The organism is Marinobacter sp. NP-4(2019), from assembly GCF_003994855.1.
In the GTDB taxonomy this organism is placed as follows: domain Bacteria; phylum Pseudomonadota; class Gammaproteobacteria; order Pseudomonadales; family Oleiphilaceae; genus Marinobacter.
On record NZ_CP034142.1, the window covers coordinates 1442002 to 1460004 of the forward strand.

Annotated in this window: 13 protein-coding genes; 12 read left to right on the forward strand and 1 reads right to left on the reverse strand. The window is 55.7% G+C overall.

Features of this window, described 5'->3' with window-relative positions:
* Window positions 1–3: 3 nt before the first annotated feature.
* The 11 genes from EHN06_RS06670 (at window position 4) to EHN06_RS06720 (ending at window position 15492) form a co-directional block, all read left to right on the forward strand.
* Window positions 4–2382 (forward strand): efflux RND transporter permease subunit, encoded by a 2379-nt coding sequence (locus EHN06_RS06670; protein ID WP_127331321.1) that lies wholly within the window; start codon window positions 4–6, stop codon window positions 2380–2382.
* 146 nt (window positions 2383–2528) lie between these two features.
* Complete coding sequence (locus EHN06_RS06675) at window positions 2529–3389, forward strand: fumarylacetoacetate hydrolase family protein (protein WP_127331323.1); 861 nt, start codon at window positions 2529–2531, stop codon at window positions 3387–3389.
* A 90-nt stretch (window positions 3390–3479) separates the two neighbouring features.
* On the forward strand, window positions 3480–4421 hold the full coding sequence (locus EHN06_RS06680) for a VOC family protein (RefSeq protein ID WP_127331325.1): 942 nt from the start codon (window positions 3480–3482) through the stop codon (window positions 4419–4421).
* A gap of 55 nt (window positions 4422–4476) precedes the next feature.
* Window positions 4477–6243, forward strand: coding sequence for an FAD-dependent monooxygenase (locus EHN06_RS06685; RefSeq protein ID WP_127331327.1), 1767 nt, complete (start codon window positions 4477–4479; stop codon window positions 6241–6243).
* Window positions 6244–6375: 132 nt separating this feature from the next.
* Entirely contained in the window at window positions 6376–8112 is a 1737-nt protein-coding gene (locus EHN06_RS06690; RefSeq protein WP_127331329.1) for an FAD-dependent oxidoreductase, read from the forward strand.
* A gap of 27 nt (window positions 8113–8139) precedes the next feature.
* The gene (locus EHN06_RS06695) at window positions 8140–8523 is read left to right on the forward strand and encodes a c-type cytochrome (protein WP_127331331.1); all 384 of its coding nucleotides are present in this window, start codon (window positions 8140–8142) and stop codon (window positions 8521–8523) included.
* Between the two features lie 51 nt (window positions 8524–8574).
* Window positions 8575–9543, forward strand: coding sequence for a WD40/YVTN/BNR-like repeat-containing protein (locus tag EHN06_RS06700; protein ID WP_206075738.1), 969 nt, complete (start codon window positions 8575–8577; stop codon window positions 9541–9543).
* A 25-nt stretch (window positions 9544–9568) separates the two neighbouring features.
* Window positions 9569–11995 (forward strand): efflux RND transporter permease subunit, encoded by a 2427-nt coding sequence (locus tag EHN06_RS06705; protein WP_127331335.1) that lies wholly within the window; start codon window positions 9569–9571, stop codon window positions 11993–11995.
* A gap of 113 nt (window positions 11996–12108) precedes the next feature.
* Window positions 12109–13653 (forward strand): DUF1302 family protein, encoded by a 1545-nt coding sequence (locus EHN06_RS06710; RefSeq protein WP_127331337.1) that lies wholly within the window; start codon window positions 12109–12111, stop codon window positions 13651–13653.
* A gap of 15 nt (window positions 13654–13668) precedes the next feature.
* Window positions 13669–14928, forward strand: coding sequence for a DUF1329 domain-containing protein (locus EHN06_RS06715; protein ID WP_127331339.1), 1260 nt, complete (start codon window positions 13669–13671; stop codon window positions 14926–14928).
* Window positions 14929–15042: 114 nt separating this feature from the next.
* The gene (locus EHN06_RS06720; protein WP_127331341.1) at window positions 15043–15492 is read left to right on the forward strand and encodes a nuclear transport factor 2 family protein; all 450 of its coding nucleotides are present in this window, start codon (window positions 15043–15045) and stop codon (window positions 15490–15492) included.
* A 121-nt stretch (window positions 15493–15613) separates the two neighbouring features.
* Here EHN06_RS06720 and EHN06_RS06725 read toward each other — a convergent pair whose 3' ends face one another.
* Window positions 15614–16099: a VOC family protein gene (locus tag EHN06_RS06725; RefSeq protein ID WP_127331343.1), complete on the reverse strand. Its 486-nt coding sequence runs from the start codon at window positions 16097–16099 to the stop codon at window positions 15614–15616.
* A gap of 224 nt (window positions 16100–16323) precedes the next feature.
* On the opposite strand from EHN06_RS06725, the gene EHN06_RS06730 reads away from it, so the two are divergent.
* The gene (locus EHN06_RS06730) at window positions 16324–18003 is read left to right on the forward strand and encodes an NAD-dependent malic enzyme (protein WP_127331345.1); all 1680 of its coding nucleotides are present in this window, start codon (window positions 16324–16326) and stop codon (window positions 18001–18003) included.

Sequence of the window (18003 nt, forward strand, 5' to 3'; positions counted from 1 at the left end):
AATATGAACGCTCAAAACAATGAAAAAAGTGATTTCGAGGTGGTACGCCAACTCGATGCATTTGACAGGAACTCAGGATCCCTTCTGGAGAGGGTGATCTTCAACAACCGTGCACTCATTCTAATGGTCTTTGCGCTGGTGACATTGTTTCTGGGCTATTCCGCCCGGGATATCCGGTTGGACGCTTCATTTGAGAAAATGATTCCGCTGCAACACCAGTACATCGTTAATTACTATGACCACAAAGCGGATCTGTCGGGGCTGGCCAATACCTTGCGTATTGCGGTGGAAAATACCGAAGGGACGGTCATTGACGCGGATTACCTCAACACTCTGCGTCTTCTTAATGACGAGATCTTTCTGATGGAGGGCGTAGACCGCCCCTACATGAAGTCGCTTTGGACACCCGCGGTACGTTGGGTCGGAGTGACTGAGTATGGCCTGGATGGTGGCCCGGTCATTCCTGATGATTACGATGGGAGCGCCGAAAGCCTGGCGCAGGTACGGGCGAACATCGAAAAGTCCGGTGAAATCGGGCGTCTCGTAGCGAACAACTTCCAGTCAAGCATCATTCTGGTGCCGCTCAATGAGGATAGCGGCATTGAATACCGGGATCTCGTGAACCGGCTCAATGAACTGGAAGCCAAATACGAACCCATGGGCGTGAAGATCTATATTACGGGTTTCTCCAAGCTGGTGGGCGATCTGATTCTTGGGCTCGAGCAGGTATTACAGTTCTTCCTGATCGCCATCATCATCTGTACCGGAGTGATCTACGCCTACACACGGTGTGTGACCAGCACCGCTCTCGTTGTTATTTGTTCACTGACCGCCGTGAGCTGGCTGATCGGTTTGTTGCCATTGTTAGGTTACCAGCTGGATCCATACTCGGTGCTGGTGCCGTTTCTTGTGTTTGCAATTGGCATGAGCCATGGGGCTCAGAAGATGAACGGCATCATGGCGGATATCGGGCGGGGAACCCATAAACTGGTCGCCGCGCGCTACACCTTCCGACGTCTGTTTGTGGCCGGAATCACCGCGCTTCTGGCAGATGCGGTCGGTTTTGCAGTCTTGATGATGATTGATATCCAGGCGATTCAGGAACTGGCTATTGCTGCAAGCCTTGGTGTGGCGACATTGATATTCACCAATCTGGTCATGCTGCCACTGCTGTTGTCATACACTGGCGTTAACCGGCAAGCAGCCATGCGAAGCGTGGCTGAAGAGCAGCGCGACCGTAACGATGTGGATCATAAGAAACATCCGTTGTGGGAAGTCCTGGACAAGTTCACCAGGCGCAGGTTTGCCTCGGTGGCGGTGGTGGTCAGTGCTGGTCTGGCCATAGTGGGTCTGGTAATCAGCGCCGATCTGAAAATTGGTGACCTGGGCTCGGGCGCACCGGAGCTGAGGCCAGACTCCGAATACAATATGGATAACGCCTTTATCGTTGATAACTACTCGATCAGCAGTGACATCTATGTCGTTATGGTCGAAACCGGGACCTACGAGTGCGTCAATTACGACAACCTGTTAATGGTCGAGGCGTTGGAGCGGCAGTTACAGAATCTTGATGCCGTGGAGTCAACCAATTCCTTTGCCGGGCTGAGCAAACAGTCTGCCGTCGGAATGAACGAAGGTAATCTGCGTTGGTATGAGCTTCCGAGAACACAGGGACTACTAAACGCGATTGCCACCCGGGCCCCCCGGGAGCTTTTTAACCAAAGCTGTGACCTGCTCAGTGTTTACGCTTACCTGAAAGATCACAAGGCGGAAACGCTGCAGGCTGTTGCGGATGTCGTCGAGCGTTTTTCCGCAGAGCACAGCACTGACGACATCCGGTTCCTCAATGCTGCAGGCAACGCCGGCATCCAGGCGGCGACCAACAGTGTCGTCAAGACTGCCAACTACCAGATGCTATTGATGGTGTATGCCGCCGTCATCGTGCTCGCCTACATTACCTTCCGCTCGTTCAAGGCTGTGATTTGCGCCGTTATACCCCTGTTGCTTACGTCGATCCTGTGTGAGGCGCTGATGGTTATCCTGGATATCGGGGTGAAGGTGTCCACGCTTCCGGTGATTGCCCTGGGCGTAGGGATAGGGGTGGATTACGCGCTTTATATCCTGTCGGTGACGATAGCCAGACTTCGTGCGGGGCAGTCTCTATCGGACGCCTACTATGAAGCCCTGTTGTTTACAGGGAAGGTCGTGGCATTGACGGGCATCACCCTCGGAGTCGCGGTATCCACCTGGTACTTTTCGCCGATCCAGTTTCAGGCAGACATGGGGATTCTGCTGGCCTTTATGTTTATCTGGAACATGCTGGGTGCCGGTTTGTTACTGCCAGCCCTGGCGCACTTTATGTTCAGGCAGCAGGTGCGTTAAGGGGGGCGGTCCCTCCCCAAATGTCTTTGATAGTTTATACAAAGAAAATATATTATGTTGTTGACAAAATATATAATGCTGTGAGATATATATTTTATCCCAGCAACAACAGGCGCTGCATGCGCCCCAACAATAGGGAATGGACTATGCGCTTCGTAAGTATTGAGAAGGACACAGTGCCAGGTATTGCAATCCGTGACGCTGGCGTCCTGAAAGGCTTGTACGCGAACCAGGAAGGGTATCCGGGAAGCCTTGATAGCCTGCTTCGTCAGGGCCAGGAAGCATTGGAAAGAGCAGCAGCGGTCCTGATGCGCAGCGCTGTCCTTGACGCCTCGGCTCTTAATGTAAGCATTCCACTCCATCGCCCGTCGAAGATCATATGTGTGGGGCTGAATTACGCCGATCACACCAAGGAGAGTCCTTATGACCAGCCGGACTATCCCACCCTTTTTCCCCGCTTTACTTCGAGCCTGATTGCCGACGGTGAGGCTATTGTGCGTCCAAACTGTTCGGTGCAGTTGGACTTTGAGGGGGAAATGGTGGCCGTGATTGGGCAAAAGGGGCGTCATATCCCGAAAGATCAGGCGCTCAATCATGTTGCCGGCTATTCACTGTTTAATGATGGCTCGGTGCGGGATTACCAGTTCAAGTCGCCGCAATGGACTGTCGGAAAGAATTTCGATGCTACGGGGGCGTTCGGTCCCGAATTTGTGACTGCAGACGAACTCCCGCCCGGGGCTAAAGGCCTGCAACTGACCACTCGACTGAATGGCAAGGTTATGCAAAAGGCCAACACCAGCGACATGCTTTTCGATGTGGCCAGTCTGGTGAGCATCATCAGTGGGGCAATCACACTCGAAGTGGGTGACCTGATTGTGACCGGCACACCGGCCGGGATTGGCTATGCACGAGATCCGAAAGTGTTCATGAAAGCCGGTGATGTCTGTGAGGTTGAGATCGAGGGTATTGGAGTCTTGAGCAATCCCATTGTCGATGAAGAATGCTGAGATGACGGCAGCCCGGCCTGAGAGCGGGGCTCTTTAATAAAACAAGAAAAGCAGCCACTCCAACGCTGCATGTAATTGGAGGACGGTACGATGCCACTGAGCAAAGAGCCAAATCAGCCGACCAGGCCCGTAGGGGTACATTCACTCGATCACTTCGCACTGAATGTGCCGTGCCTGGATACCGCACGTGAGTTCTATACCAGCTTCGGCCTGGATGTCCGGGAGGAATCCGGGGTACTGGTCCTGCGATCCCATTTTGATCCCCATCCGTGGGCATACTTACATCACGGAACGCGAAAGTCCCTCAGGCAGATATGTTTTGGTGTCTATGCCAAGGACCTGCCGATCATTGAGGCGCGGGTCCGGGCGGAAGGTCTCACCGTGGATGCCGATCCGGAGGGACTGCAAGGCTTCTGGTTCCACGACTGCGACGGCACGCGGGTAGGGGTGCGTGTTGCTCCAAAAGTGACTCCGGACGGAAAAGCGTCTGCGTCCTTTGAGCCAGTGCCTGCCGGAAACCGGGGGGCGCCGTATCGTCGCCATGCTCCAAAAGTCCGTCCGCGCCGGTTGTCTCACATTCTGCTGTTCACCCGGAACCTGAATCGAACCCTGGATTTCTATTCGCGGATTCTCGGGCTTCGGCTGTCGGACCGTGCTGCAGACATTGTCGCGTTCATGCACGCCATTCATGGCGCGGACCACCACACGGTTGCGTTTGTCCAGTCGGAGGCGCCGGGATTCCATCATTGCAGCTGGGATGTCGCGTCGATTAACGAGGTAGGGCTGGGCGCCATGTTCATGGCCGATAGGGGATGGTCGGAAGGGTGGGGGCTGGGCCGGCACGTACTGGGCTCCAACTACTTCCATTACGTTCGCGACCCCTGGGGTAGCTACAGCGAATACTCCTTTGACATTGATTATGTGCCTGCCGGAGTTGAATGGCAGTCTGCGGATCATCCGCCGGAGGACTCCCTCTATCTGTGGGGACCGGAAGCGCCGCCTGAGTTCACCATTAATTTCGAAGCTCTTTAACCCGGAATCTTAACCCCGAACCGTCATTACAAGAACAAAATGCGGAGAACACAAAATGAATCAGCAAAACTCAGATGACGTTTTCCAGGTCCCCGTACTCATCGTTGGTGGCGGGCCTGCCGGACTGAGTGCGTCCTTGCTGTTGTCCCGCTATGGGATCGACTCTCTCCTGATCACCAAGCATCGCTGGACGGCCAATAGTCCGCGCGCTCACATCACCAACCAGCGTACGGTCGAAGTGTTCCGTGATGCGGGGATCGAGCACAGTGTCATGGCAGCTGCGACACCCCATGATCTGATGGCTAACAACGTCTGGGCTACCAGCTTTGCCGGCCAGGAACTGGGTCGGTTACTTACCTGGGGCAATGCCATTGAGCGAAAGTCCGACTACGAGAAAGCCAGCCCTTCCTACATGTGTAATATTCCCCAGCACGTCCTGGAGCCGGTACTGGCGACCGAAGCACTACGTGCCGGTGGCGAAGTCCGTTTCAACAATGAACTGATTGACTTCAGCCAGGATGAGGAAGGTGTCACCGCGCGCATTTTTGATCGCGGTCTGCAGCGTGAGTATCGAGTCCGGGCCAATTACATGATTGGTGCTGACGGCGCACGCAGTCGCGTTGTCGAAAAGCTAGGCCTTCCGCTTGAAGGCGAGTCGGGGCTTGGTTGTGCGGTGAATGTCTGGCTTCGGGCCGACCTCCGGCGCTACTGCGAGCATCGACCGGGCGTTCTGTACTGGATGGTTCAGCCAGGCAATGACTACTGGGTAGGCAGCGGCACGTTCATCTGTGTGCGGCCGTGGAATGAGTGGGTGATGCTCTATATGTATGATCCGGCCGAGGGAGAGCCTGACCTGAGCGAAGCGGCTGTCACCGAACGGGCTCGCCGGGTTATAGGTGATGAGACAATCCCGATCGAGATACTTTCAACCAGTAAATGGCAGATTAACCATGTGGTTGCGCAGCGATACTCAGAGGGCAGAGTGTTCTGCGTCGGAGATGCTGTCCACCGCCATCCCCCTGCTAACGGACTGGGCTCCAATACCTCGGTGCAGGATGCCTACAATCTGGCCTGGAAGCTGGCCATGGTGATTCATGGCCAGGCTGGCCCAGGCCTGCTGGACAGTTACAGTGAGGAGCGGCAGCCAGTTGGTCGCCAGGTCGTCGACCGTGCTATGGAGAGCGTACAAAACATGCGGCCCATAGCCGATGCTCTGGGTTTCAAAGCCGGGCAGAGCGAAGAAGAAGGTTGGGCCAGCCTCCAGGAACTCTCCACCGATAGCATTGCCGGGCGGGAGCGTCGTGCCGAACTGGATCAGGCCATTCAATTGCAGAATTATCAGTTCAATTGCCACGGCGTTGAACTTGGCCAGCGCTATCGAAGTGCAGCGGTCGTCACTGACGGAACCGATGAGCCGGACTATCAGCGTGACGCTGAACTCTACTACCAACCCACCACTTGGCCGGGCGCCCGCCTTCCTCACGCCTGGCTGACCGACCCTCAAGGCCATCGGGTTTCTACCCTTGATATTACCGGCAAAGGGCATTTCACGCTTTTGACCGGGCATGGTGGTGATACCTGGTGCCAGGCGGCTACTACGATTGCCCGCGAACTCGGTATTGAGCTTCCCGTACGACGTATCGGTCCCGGTCTGGACTATGCCGACAGCTACGGCGATTGGGCCCGGCTGCGCGAGGTGGATGAGGGCGGATGCATACTGGTAAGACCTGATAACCATGTCGGCTGGCGATCTCTCCACCCCCAGTCTTCCTGTGAGCAATTGTTGATGGAAGTGATCCAGCACCTGTTGCATCGACGATAAAGCTTACTCCTTTTCCCGATAGATAACGCCTTTTGCCAGGTCCTTATGGACCTGGCCAGGAAGCTTAGTGCCGCAAATAAGGTGGTTACCCCCTGCGGCTGGATTAGCAGTAAATAACTGGAGTTTCTGGAAATGACCGATAAACAACAAAAACCCTCTTCCATTTCTCGGCGTCATTTCATCAAGACCAGCGGAGCAGGGGCGGCTGCCGTCGCGCTGGGCGGGTTGCCAGCAGGTTCGGTTTCGGCCACTCCGCAGGCCTATGACAGTGAACATGACATTGTTGTCTGCGGGGGCGGAGGTAGTGGTCTGCCAGCTGCACTGTTTGCCCGCTGGCTGGGCAATGACGTGGCGATCCTCGAAAAAGCCGCAAGTCCGGGCGGTACGGCCGCCAAGGCAGCGTTCTGGTATTGGGTTCCAAACAACAAAGCGCTGCGTGACGCTGGTAACACGGACCCCAAGCCTGAATTTATGCGCTATGTCGCACGTCTCAGTCGGCCGCAGTCCTACGATCCCTCATTGCCAAAGCTCGGTCTGAGTGACTGGGAATACGAAATGTGTGAGGCGATCTATGAAAGTGCCTCGCCGGCTGTAGAGCTATTGGCGGAGAAGGGTGCGTTGCCTTATCGCCATGTGCCGGATGTGCCTGATTACTGGGCGGATCTGGCTGGAGAGAACGCGCCTATGGGCCGGGTACTGATCCCGAAGGATACCAGCCCCAGCATGGCCGATGGCGGCCAGGTAGCCATTCGTACCCTGACCGTAGCGGCTCGCCGGGACGGAGTAAAAATCCATACCGGCCAACGGGTTGTCGGTGTCATTCGTAATGAGAAGGGCAGAGCGGTTGGCGTAGAGGTGGCAACCGAGGAAGGGACGACACGCCGGGTGCGCGCCCGAAAGGCAGTGATTTTTGCCAGCGGTGGTTTCACTCACGATCCGGAACTGCGCCGGAATTTTCTGAGCATGCCGGTCTATGGCGGGTGCGCCGCACTCACCAATGAGGGGGATTTTGTGCGGATCTCCAGCAACTTGGGTGTGCAACTTGGCAACATGAATTACGCCTGGTCTTGCCCAATCCTGCTGGAAAAAGCGCTGGCCAAAGATGGTTCCATGTCCGGCATTTTTACCATGACCGGCGACTCCATGTTGATGGTGAACAAATACGGACAGCGAGTGGTTAATGAAAAGACCCTGTACAACGAAATGGTGCCTACCTTCTTCCAGTGGGACGGTACCAGAGCGGAATATCCTAATCTGGTGATGTGCTCCATCTGGGACCAGCGTGCGCAGGATCACAGCGCGAGCAAGGATTATGGTTCCCAGATCGTCCCCGACGGTACAGACAACCGCCATGTCATCAAAGGTGAAACCCTTGAAGATCTGATCAAAGGGATAGCCGCCCGTTTACACCAATACCGGTCAGACACTGGCAACCTCAAACTATCGCCGGACTTTCTGAATAACCTCAAGGCAACCATTCACAGGTTCAACGACCTGGCACGTAATGGCCGGGATCTGGATTTTCAGCGCGGAGAGCGGGCCGTCGAGAGGATGTTCAACGGACACGTTAAGCCCGGAAGCAAATCCGGTAATCCCACCATGTATCCAATTTCCAACCGGGGGCCCTACTACGCCGCACTGATTACCGGCGGCACTCTGGATACCAAGGGCGGGCCAAGAACCAACTCCCATGGCCAGGTACTGGATTACGCCAACAAACCAATACCGGGGTTGTATGGGATTGGTAACTGCGTTGCTTCACCTTCCGGCCGGGCCTATTGGTCAGGCGGAGCCACCCTCGGGCCGATCATGGCATTTGCTTATCGGGCTGCTAACCAGGCCCATGCCGAGCCTCTCTCTCAGGATTAATGGCGCCTACCGACAGGAGATATGCAAATGCGTAGCACGACGAAAAAGCTAGTGATAGCGGGGCTGATTCTAGCGGGGTGGCACGCCATGGCGCAGGGGAAAGAGATCAGCCTGCCGGAAAAACTGACGGCCAGTCATTGCGGGGCCTGCCACACCTTCAAGCGCGACGAACCACACGGAATGGGGCCGAACCTGTACGGCCTGCTAGACAGACCAGCGGGCTCAGCGCCCGGTTTTGACTACTCGGACAGCTTCCTGCAGCGGCTTGGTGGGCAACCCTGGAGCCGCGAACTTCTGGATGCCTGGCTTGCCGATACCCAGGCCCTCGCCCCAGGCAGTGCCATGACTTACTTCCAGGATGATCCTGGTAAGCGTGAGCTGATTATTCAGTATTTCGAGGCGAGTAACTGAGCGCGGTTTCCAATTAGTTCGAAGTGTTTGGAGGATCAAGTGAAACGAGTAATGAAATTTCTTATTTCCATGGTGCCACTGATGGTTGTCGGTGGACTGTTATATGCGGGTTTGTTTATCCGACCGGAACCGGCTGGTTCAAGCGTCGAGAAACCCATCTTTGAACGAGGGGACAGCTTTTACGGCATTGCTCTGCCGTCGGCGGAAGCGTTCTGGGCGGCGGGCAGCGGCGGAAAGATCGTGCACAGCACTGATCAGGGCAAATCGTGGGAGCTCCAGCCAACTCCGGTCAATGACACCTTGCAGGACATAGAAGCCTGGGATTCAGAAAGGGCCGTCGCTGCAGGAAACGACGGAGTCGTGCTGACGACGAAGGATGGCGGCAGATCCTGGCATCAGGTTGAGGTACCTCGCTCCGACATAGCCAACAAATTCGTTCGGGTTAGAACCATGCCGGGTGGTGTCGCCTGGGTCGTGGGCGCTGGTGGTATGGCGCTGCGCTCGAACGATTTCGGCATGACCTGGGAGTCGACCGCTGAGCAGGAGGATATCTCCTGGAATGACATCTTCTTCGTTGGTCGCCGCGGATGGCTGGTTGGCGAATTCGGGAACCTCCGGGTTTCAGACGATGGAGGGAGCTCGTGGCAAGTCGTAGACAGCCCGGTGGAAGACAGCCTCATGGCGATTGCGTTCAGGGATTCGCGTCACGGAGTGGCCGTCGGTATGTCCGGGCTGGTGATGACAACCAGTGATGGCGGCAAACAGTGGACGGTCAGGGCCCCGGTTACGGCGGAACATTTGTTCGACGTGACATGGAACGGAGCGCGTTGGATAGCCGCAGGCGGAGATGGCGTTGTGCTCACCGCGGGTGCCGGCGCAAGGGAATGGAAGGCCGCACGGAGCAGTCAGCAAACGCGTCGTTGGTATACCGAAGTAACGCATCACAAAGACGGCTATTACCTTGCCGGTGCCACGTTGGCATGGGTAGAGAACGGGGCACTGAAAATCCTTAGTCACTAATCGAACAAAAATAGTTGGGGCCAAAGTGAAAGATTCCAATTTCCTGAAACTTCAGCATTTCGTTGAAGCTTGCATTCGTTACCGATTGTTTGTCGTGTCTGCCTATATGGTGGTGACAGCGATAATGCTGGTTGCCGCGTCGCGGGTAGAAATCACGACGGTGTTTGAGGACCTGCTGCCACAGGATCACCCGTACGTGCAGGTTCATGAAAAGATCAAGAACACGTTTGGCGGTTCGAATCTGGTCAGCATTATGCTCGAAGTTGAGCAGGGTGACATTTTCAACCGGGACTTTCTGCGCAAGTTGCAGAAAGCGACCAAAGACCTGCAGCAAGTTGATGGCGTTAACCCTTTTCAGATTACGTCGTTAGCATCAAAGAAGCTGAAAGAGGTTCGTGGCTCTACCAACGCCATCGATGTGCGTTCGTTGATGTGGCCTGATGTACCGGAGGATGACCAGGGGCTCGCGGAGCTGAAAGAGTCGGTGCTAGCCAACGCCCTGGTCCACGGGGCCTATGTCTCGCAGGATCTTAAAGCCGCACTTATCACCGTTGATTTCTACGACGATGAGCTGGACTACTCGCGGATTTTCTCCCAGATCAGGGCCATTGCCGATACCGTGGAGGATGAAGACGTCAGGGTGCGGGTTGTTGGAGAACCCATCCTGTATGGGTGGGTCAACCACTACCTTCCAGAAACGTTGCAAATATTTCTACTGACGATCTGCAGTCTGATTGCCCTGCTGTTCGTTATTGCCCGGACATGGCGGGGCACGCTGCTGCCTCTGCTGGCTGGCGTGACCAGTGCAATCTGGGCGCTGGGTTCCGCGCAACTATTGGGATTCAACCTGGATCCCCTGGTTATCGTCATTGCCTTCCTGATTACTGCGCGTGCTATTTCCCATTCGGTTCAGTTAGTCACCCGCTTCGACGATGAGCTTGCCCGAGGTGCAGAAAGTACCACGGCGGCGGCCCAGGCAAGCATGCTTCAGCTTTTCAAGCCCGGTGTGCTGGGAGTCATGACCGATGCCGGTTGCATTATGGTCGTCATGCTCACCCCCATCCCCCTGCTGGAGAAAGTGGCGGTCATCGGAACCATCTGGGTATTGACCATTATCCTGACCGCCTGTGTCCTGACGCCTGTTTTGCTGTCGTGGATCAAGAAGCCTGATGGCTATGTGCACGGACTGGACGTATCCCCGGTTATCCAGCGGGTGCTTGACCTGTGTATCCATATCGCAACCTCCCGCTGGCGCTTCGCCATGCTGTCGATGGCCGTACTGACCTTTGTCGTCTCCGGCCTCTACGCGACGAAAATCCAGGTGGGCGATGCCGAGCCGGGGTCGCCAATTCTGTGGCCGGATTCCACGTATAACCAGGATTCCGCCGCCATCAACAGTCAATTCCAGGGATCTGACCAGATGTTGGTTGTGTTCTCAGGCAATGAGCCGGATGCAGTCAAGGAGCCGGCTGTGCTCAAGAACATGAGCGAGCTGCAGAAGTTCATGGCCGCCCAGCCGGAAGTGGGTGGCAGCTTGTCGATCTCCGATGTTATTCCGTCAGTGCGAAGTGTGCTTTGGGAAGGGAATCCACGTCATCTGGAGCTTGGTGCGGACCGGCGTGAGAACGGCGAACTTCTCTATATGTACACTTCCGGCTCTGATCCCGGCGATATGGCCCGCTTTGCTGATCCTCAGTACCAAGATGCCGCATTGACCTTCTACTTCCGTGACCACAAGGGAGAGACCATTCGCACTGCGATTGCCCGAGTCAAAGAGTATGTGGAGCAGAACCCCATCGCCGAGGGCGAGTACCAATTGGCGGGTGGACTGATCGGCACACTGGCCGCTGTTAACGAGGTAATTCTGGTCGGGCAGGTTGAGAGTATTGCTCTGGCGTTGTTAGTCCTCGTTATTTTCTGTGCCATAGCCTACCGCTCGACAGTGGCGGGATTGTTCTTCATGGTCCCGGTCGTGCTCGCCAATACCGTCACCTTCAGTTATATGGCCTGGCAAGGCATCGGCATGAACATCAGCACGTTGCCGGTGGCTGCCCTGGGTATAGGTCTGGGAGTGGATTATGCCATCTACATCGTTGATGGCATCCGTGAGCAGTTACATAAAGGCAGCGATCTCAAGAAGGCTATCGTCAATTCTCTTCGCACCGCCGGCAAAGGCGTACTCATCACCGCGCTGACACTCACCGCCAGCGTTGTCTTGTGGTGGGCCTCCTCCCTCCGGTTCCAGGCCGATATGGGCATATTGATGGGTATCTGGCTCTTCGTTTCTGCGGTCAGTGCCCTGCTTATCGTGCCCTCAATGGTCTATGTCCTTCGACCGGATTTCATCACGGCTGGAAGTGTCCGCCCGGCGGATATTGAGAGTGAAACACAGCCAAAACCTCAAAAACCGTTCGCCAGTCCGGCGACACAGATAATGGAGGAAGTCATGTAGTTGAAGTGAAGCATGCTGGCTAGTGCAAAGGGAATGTGTAGTTCGGGCTCCGAAAGCCCCCGGCCAACTTGATAGGTAAACAACAAGTATAAGTCAGTTATCGAGGATGGAATATGCAGACACTGAGTAAGTGGTATCGCCTCACGGGTCGTGGTGGCGCCGGAGCCTTAATTACTTGCATGGCTCTTGGTTCTGGCGTGGCCCATGGTGCCGATGAAATATTAGGCTGGGACACGAGTAACTTCCGTATTGGAGGGTATGTGCGTGCCTGGACGTCCTTTAACCTACAGAACCCTCCTGAAACGCCCGAAGACGATCGTTGGGATCCGTCCATGGTGCGTGGTTCGTTGATGCTGGATGCGGACCTCAAAACCGGCCCCCTGTACTGGAAGGCCATAGGCCGTGCGGATGCCGAGTACAAAACGGACTACCTGGAACGACTGGAGGACCAGAACCAGGCTGCGACGCCCGGTGGTCCCGGCAGTGACCTGACAGATACCTACAATCAGGGGGAATTGCGGGAATTCTACTTTGATTACGCAGCCACGGACCGGGTCAGGTTCCGGGTGGGTAAGCAACAGGTGGTCTGGGGAGAAACCGATTTCTTCCGGGCTATGGATGTGGTCCATGGTTTCGATTACCGCTGGCGTTCCTTTCTGGAGCCGGAGAGTGATGAACTGCGTAAGCCCCTGATTCTGGTTGATACGACGATCGACATACCGGAAGCCGGTGGCAGCCTGCAGTTGCTTCTTCGTCCTGGCCTGGATCGTGACAAGGATATTGGCAATACGTACGACCTGTTCGGTGGGCGTTGGGCGTTGCAGCCGAATAAGGGCATTGATTTCCTTGCTCCAGGCTTGCTCACCACTAACCATGACCATTCCGATGGTGATGCCGATGATCCAACCGGTGGTGTCCGCTGGTCAGGCTTTGCCGGCGGGATTGGCTACTCGATCGCTTACCTGAAAACGTTCAATAACGACCCGGTAGTCAACTCGGCCTTTGCTCCCTATAAGGAGGCGCCGGAAGGCACGCTGGGTGACTTTATCCATCCCGAGATTGACCTGTTCGGGGTCACGCTCAATGGCTATGTCCCATCCATCGACTCGGTACTCAGCACTGAAATCGTTTACACACAGGACGCCGCATTCAATGTCGGTACAGACTTCTTTGGCGGCGCGTTGCCCGGTTTTGGTGGCATCAAGAAGAAAGATGTTCTGCAGACCATGGTTCGGCTGGATAAGAACCTGGACCTGCAGTCATGGCTGGGAACTCAGCGCCCGTCATTTTTCTCCGTGCAGCTGTTTGATAAATGGATCCAGTCCTATGACCGCGACGATGACATCGTAGAGCTGACGGGTTTCGGCGCGCCGATCAAAGAACACACCACGCTGCTGACCGCCATCTTGGGACTGAACTACAAGAACGACTCTATCAACCCGATGTTGGCTGTGGGTACAGACTTGAGTAACGGCGGTGGTTTTGTGATTCCGAGTGTTGAATTTGTCATGGGCGACAGCTGGCGACTGCGGGCAGAGGCTGATTTGTTCTTCCACGACGGACAGAAAGAACCCGGTGAGATTGAGCAGGACACCCATCTGTTCGGTGGCTTCGCCAACAACAATCAACTTCTCTTCCGTCTGACGCGCCAATTCTAATCTGGGAGCTATCTCATGCTGAACGTAAAAAAACTCTGTGTCCCTTTCCTGTTTTCGGCCGTGGCCAGTCTGTCTGCGTCATGGTCCGTTGCGGCTGAACTGCCGGCAGGTACCGTGATTGATAAGTCCAATCTGGATGAGGTCATGAACGATACGTTTGAAGGCCACACCATTGCCAGTCTGTTGACCGATAAACTGGAATGGCAGATCCGTAACTGGAATCTCAAAATCCCGCTCAGCCATTCGGCTCCAATAGAATTGGACCCGCGCTACATCGAAGCCACGGAAAAGTACGCCGGTCAGGCCACCTATGACCCCGAAACACGGGAAGTTACCGGGTGGGTGGCAGGCATACCTTTCCCCAACGTATCTGAAGACGATCCCCACGCCGGCGAAAAGCTGATCTGGAATTTCTACTATGCATCGCCTGAAGGCGATGTGGTCGACAACAAAGCGACCTTCCTGTTGATTGATGGCGAGAACGGGTTGGAAAAAACCCAGGACTGGCTGTTTCAACGTTACTACCACAAAGGCCGCCTGAGCGGGGGAGAACCGGTTCTGGGTGATGGTTCCGTTCTGACGAAAACACTTTTTGTGGCGACCGCACCGCAGGATATCAAAGGGGTGGGCACTTTTACGATTCGTTACGATGAGCCGAAAGTAGAAGACAGCTGGGCGTATATTCGCTCCGCCCGACGCACCCGGCGCCTCTCTGGCGGCGCCTGGATGGACCCGATCGGTGGCCTGGACTTTCTCAATGATGACATCTACGTGTGGAATGCCCGGCCTTCCTGGTATCCGGAAATCAAGGTGGTTGGTCGACGCTGGATTCTGGCGATTAGTGATGCGGATATGGGGTACAACCCTGATAAAGCTGGCACCCCGGAGGAGTGGGCAACGGTGGATCTGAAGAATCCTCCTTACTGGAACCCCGTTCAGAGATGGCAGCCACGGGAAGTGTGGGTGATTGAGGGCACCGCCCCTGAAGAACATCCGTACAGCAGGAAAGTGGTGTACATGGATGTTGATTATCCAAAGCTGTATCAGGGCGAAGCCTATGACAAGAAAGGTGAGTTCTGGAAGTTCATCAACTTTCAAACAACGCCGTCTGTTGGAAAAGATGGGATGAAGTATATCTCGTCGATCCAAGGTCACGTCATCGACTTCAAATCCAAGCACGCTTCGATATTCCTCTTCCGTGATTACAGCCTGAACGATCCGGACATTTCGTCTCGCGATATATCACTGAGTGCTCTGGAGATGATCGCCCGCTAACGGCCTTAGGGCTTGCCCGGAAGTGGCAAGCCCGCTTAGCCAGGACTGATAGTCGGACCCGACACTTGGGGTTACAGCTGGATGCAAAGACTTTAATGATTAGAGGTTAGTTCTATGGAAACCAAAACGATGACAGACGAACAGCGCAAGTCCATTGCGCTGGAGTATTTCAGACGTATGGACCGTGGTGACAGCATTATTGAACTGTTCGATGACCACGCCCAGGTGTTTTTTCCTAAATGGGGAATTGCGACCGGGAGGGCAGAAATCGAAACGTTGTTCGGGGACCTTCTGGGGATCCTCGCAGAAGTTAATCACAACGTGGCGTACACCAACCTTGTCCAGCAAGGCGATCTTGTGGTGGTGGAAGGTACCACCTCTGGAAAAACCATGAGTGGTGTTAAATGGAGAGCCGGCGTAACACACGCGGGGCGTTGGTGTGATGTTTTTGAAATCCGGGATTTCAAGATCCAGCGCTGTTTCATATACCTGGACCCGGATTACGAAGGTGCAGATACCGATCGTTATCCATGGTTAGCCGATGGCAAGGTCAGAGCCCTTTGAACAACAACTAATACAGTATTAAGGCCGGGTATGAATCAATACCCGCCGATGTCCTGCCACCCACACATTTGAGCGTTGTTGTGCCTCTTGATAGGTCAGGGATGACCTCTTTTTTATGGCTTCACCCGCGACGCGCCGCCTCAATAGTCGCTATGTCGATCTTGCCCATCGTCATCATCGCCTCGAATGCCCGCTTGGCAGCGGCAGGATCGGGATCGGCGATCGCTTCTGTCAAAGCCACCGGCGTAATCTGCCAGCACAGCCCCCATTTGTCCCGGCACCACCCGCATGCGCTTTCCTCGCCGCCGTTGCCGACAATCGCGTTCCAGTACCGATCGGTTTCCTCTTGATCATAGGTGGCAACCTGGAACGAGAATGCTTCGCTGTGCTTGAAGGCGGGGCCGCCATTGAGCCCGAGGCAGGGGATGCCCAGGACGGTGAATTCCACCGTCAATACATCCCCCTCCGAGCCGGCCGGATAGTCCCCCGGCGCGCGAAGGACGGCACCAACCGACGAATCGGGGAAGGTCTTGGCATAGAAGTTCGCCGCCTCTTCGGCATCGCCGTTGAACCAGAGGCAAATGGTGTTTTTTGCGCGTTTCGTCATGGGTTTCTCCTTTTTGTGGCTCACTGACACAGGATAGTCGTGCTGCGTTTCCCGAAATCGACAGCAAGAGCAAAATTTTCGGAAGGGAGGCTTCTGGCGGATCCTTCTGTATGACCGGCGAATAAAGTCGACATCAGCTACTATTTTCTTAAAGGCAGTTTGTCCATCAGCTTCATTAGCAAGAGACTGCTTCGTTCGTAGCCCGCCCGATTTACGAGGTGATTATGAACAATACGAAAAAACGCCCCCTGTACATACCCTACGCCGGCCCCACCTTGCTGGAGATACCGTTGTTGAATAAGGGTAGTGCATTCACCTACAGGGAGCGCGTGGATTTCAACCTGATCGGACTTCTGCCGCAGAATGTGGAGACCATCGAGGAGCAGGCGGAACGCGCTTATAAGCAATACCGGTTATGCCAGACCGATCTCGACCGACACATCACGTTGCGTGCCATCCAGGACGACAACGAAACGCTTTTCTATCGCTTGCTGGAAGATCACCTGGAAGAAATGCTTCCGATTATTTACACCCCTACAGTGGGTGAGGCCTGTGAGGAGTTTTCCCACATCTACCGCCACCATCGTGGCCTGTTCGTGTCCTGGCCCGACCGGGAGCATATGGACTACCTGCTGCGCAGCGCCACCAAGGAGAACGTCAGAGTCATTGTGGTCACCGACGGCGAGCGCATTCTGGGGCTGGGTGACCAGGGCATCGGCGGCATGGGCATTCCCATCGGAAAGCTGTCGCTGTACACCGCCTGTGGCGGCATCAGCCCGGCCAATACGCTGCCGATCATGCTCGATGTCGGCACCAACAATCAGGCACTGCTTGATGACCCGATGTACATGGGATGGCGCCACAAACGCATCGACCAGAAAGAATACGACGCCTTCGTGGCCGAATTCCTCGCGGCAGTGAAGCGCCGCTGGCCCAAAGTTCTGGTGCAGTTCGAGGACTTCGCGCAGAACAACGCCATGCGCCTGCTGAAGAAATACCGCAACGACGCCTGCTGCTTCAACGACGACATCCAGGGCACCGCGTCGGTTTGCCTGGCCACCTTGTTGGCGGCGTGTAAGACCAAGAACGAAAAGATCAGCGACCAGACGGTTGCCTTTGTGGGCGCCGGTTCCGCCGGCTGCGGCATTGCCGAACAGATCATCGTGGCAATGACGAACGAAGGGTTGCCGGAACCCGAAGCGCGCCGGCGGATCTACATGATTGACCGTGCCGGGCTGCTGACCACGGACATGACAGACCTGCAGGATTTCCAGTTGGCGCTCGCCCAGGACCCGGCCCGGCTCGAAAACTGGTCAGGCCGGGAATTGATCGATGTGGTGAAACAGGCGAAGCCGACGGTGCTGATTGGGGTATCCGGCCAGCGCGGCCTGTTCAGCGAGGACGTGATCAAAGCCATGCACACCGGCTGTGCTCGGCCTCTGGTGATGCCACTGTCGAACCCTACTTCCAGGGTTGAGGCGACACCCGCTGACATCCTGGCCTGGACCAACGGCGAAGCCCTGGTGGCTGCCGGCAGCCCTTTCAAGCCGGTGGAGCTGAATGGCAAGACCTACTCCATCGCCCAATGCAACAACGCCTACATTTTCCCGGGTATCGGCCTGGGAGTGATCGCCGTCGGCGCCTCCCGGGTGACCGACACCATGTTGATGGCTGCAGCCAATGCACTGGCGAAACAGGCGCCCATTGTCCAGCAAACCGGTGAGCGGCTGTTGCCGGACCTGGACGGCATCCAGGAAATCAGTCGCAACATCGCCTTCGATGTCGCCAGGCGGGCACAGGAGGACGGTGTCGCCTTGCGCTCCGATGACGACACCATTCGCCAGACCATCGATCGCCATTTCTGGCGTCCCCGTTACCGGGATTACCTCCGGCGTCCGTTTTAA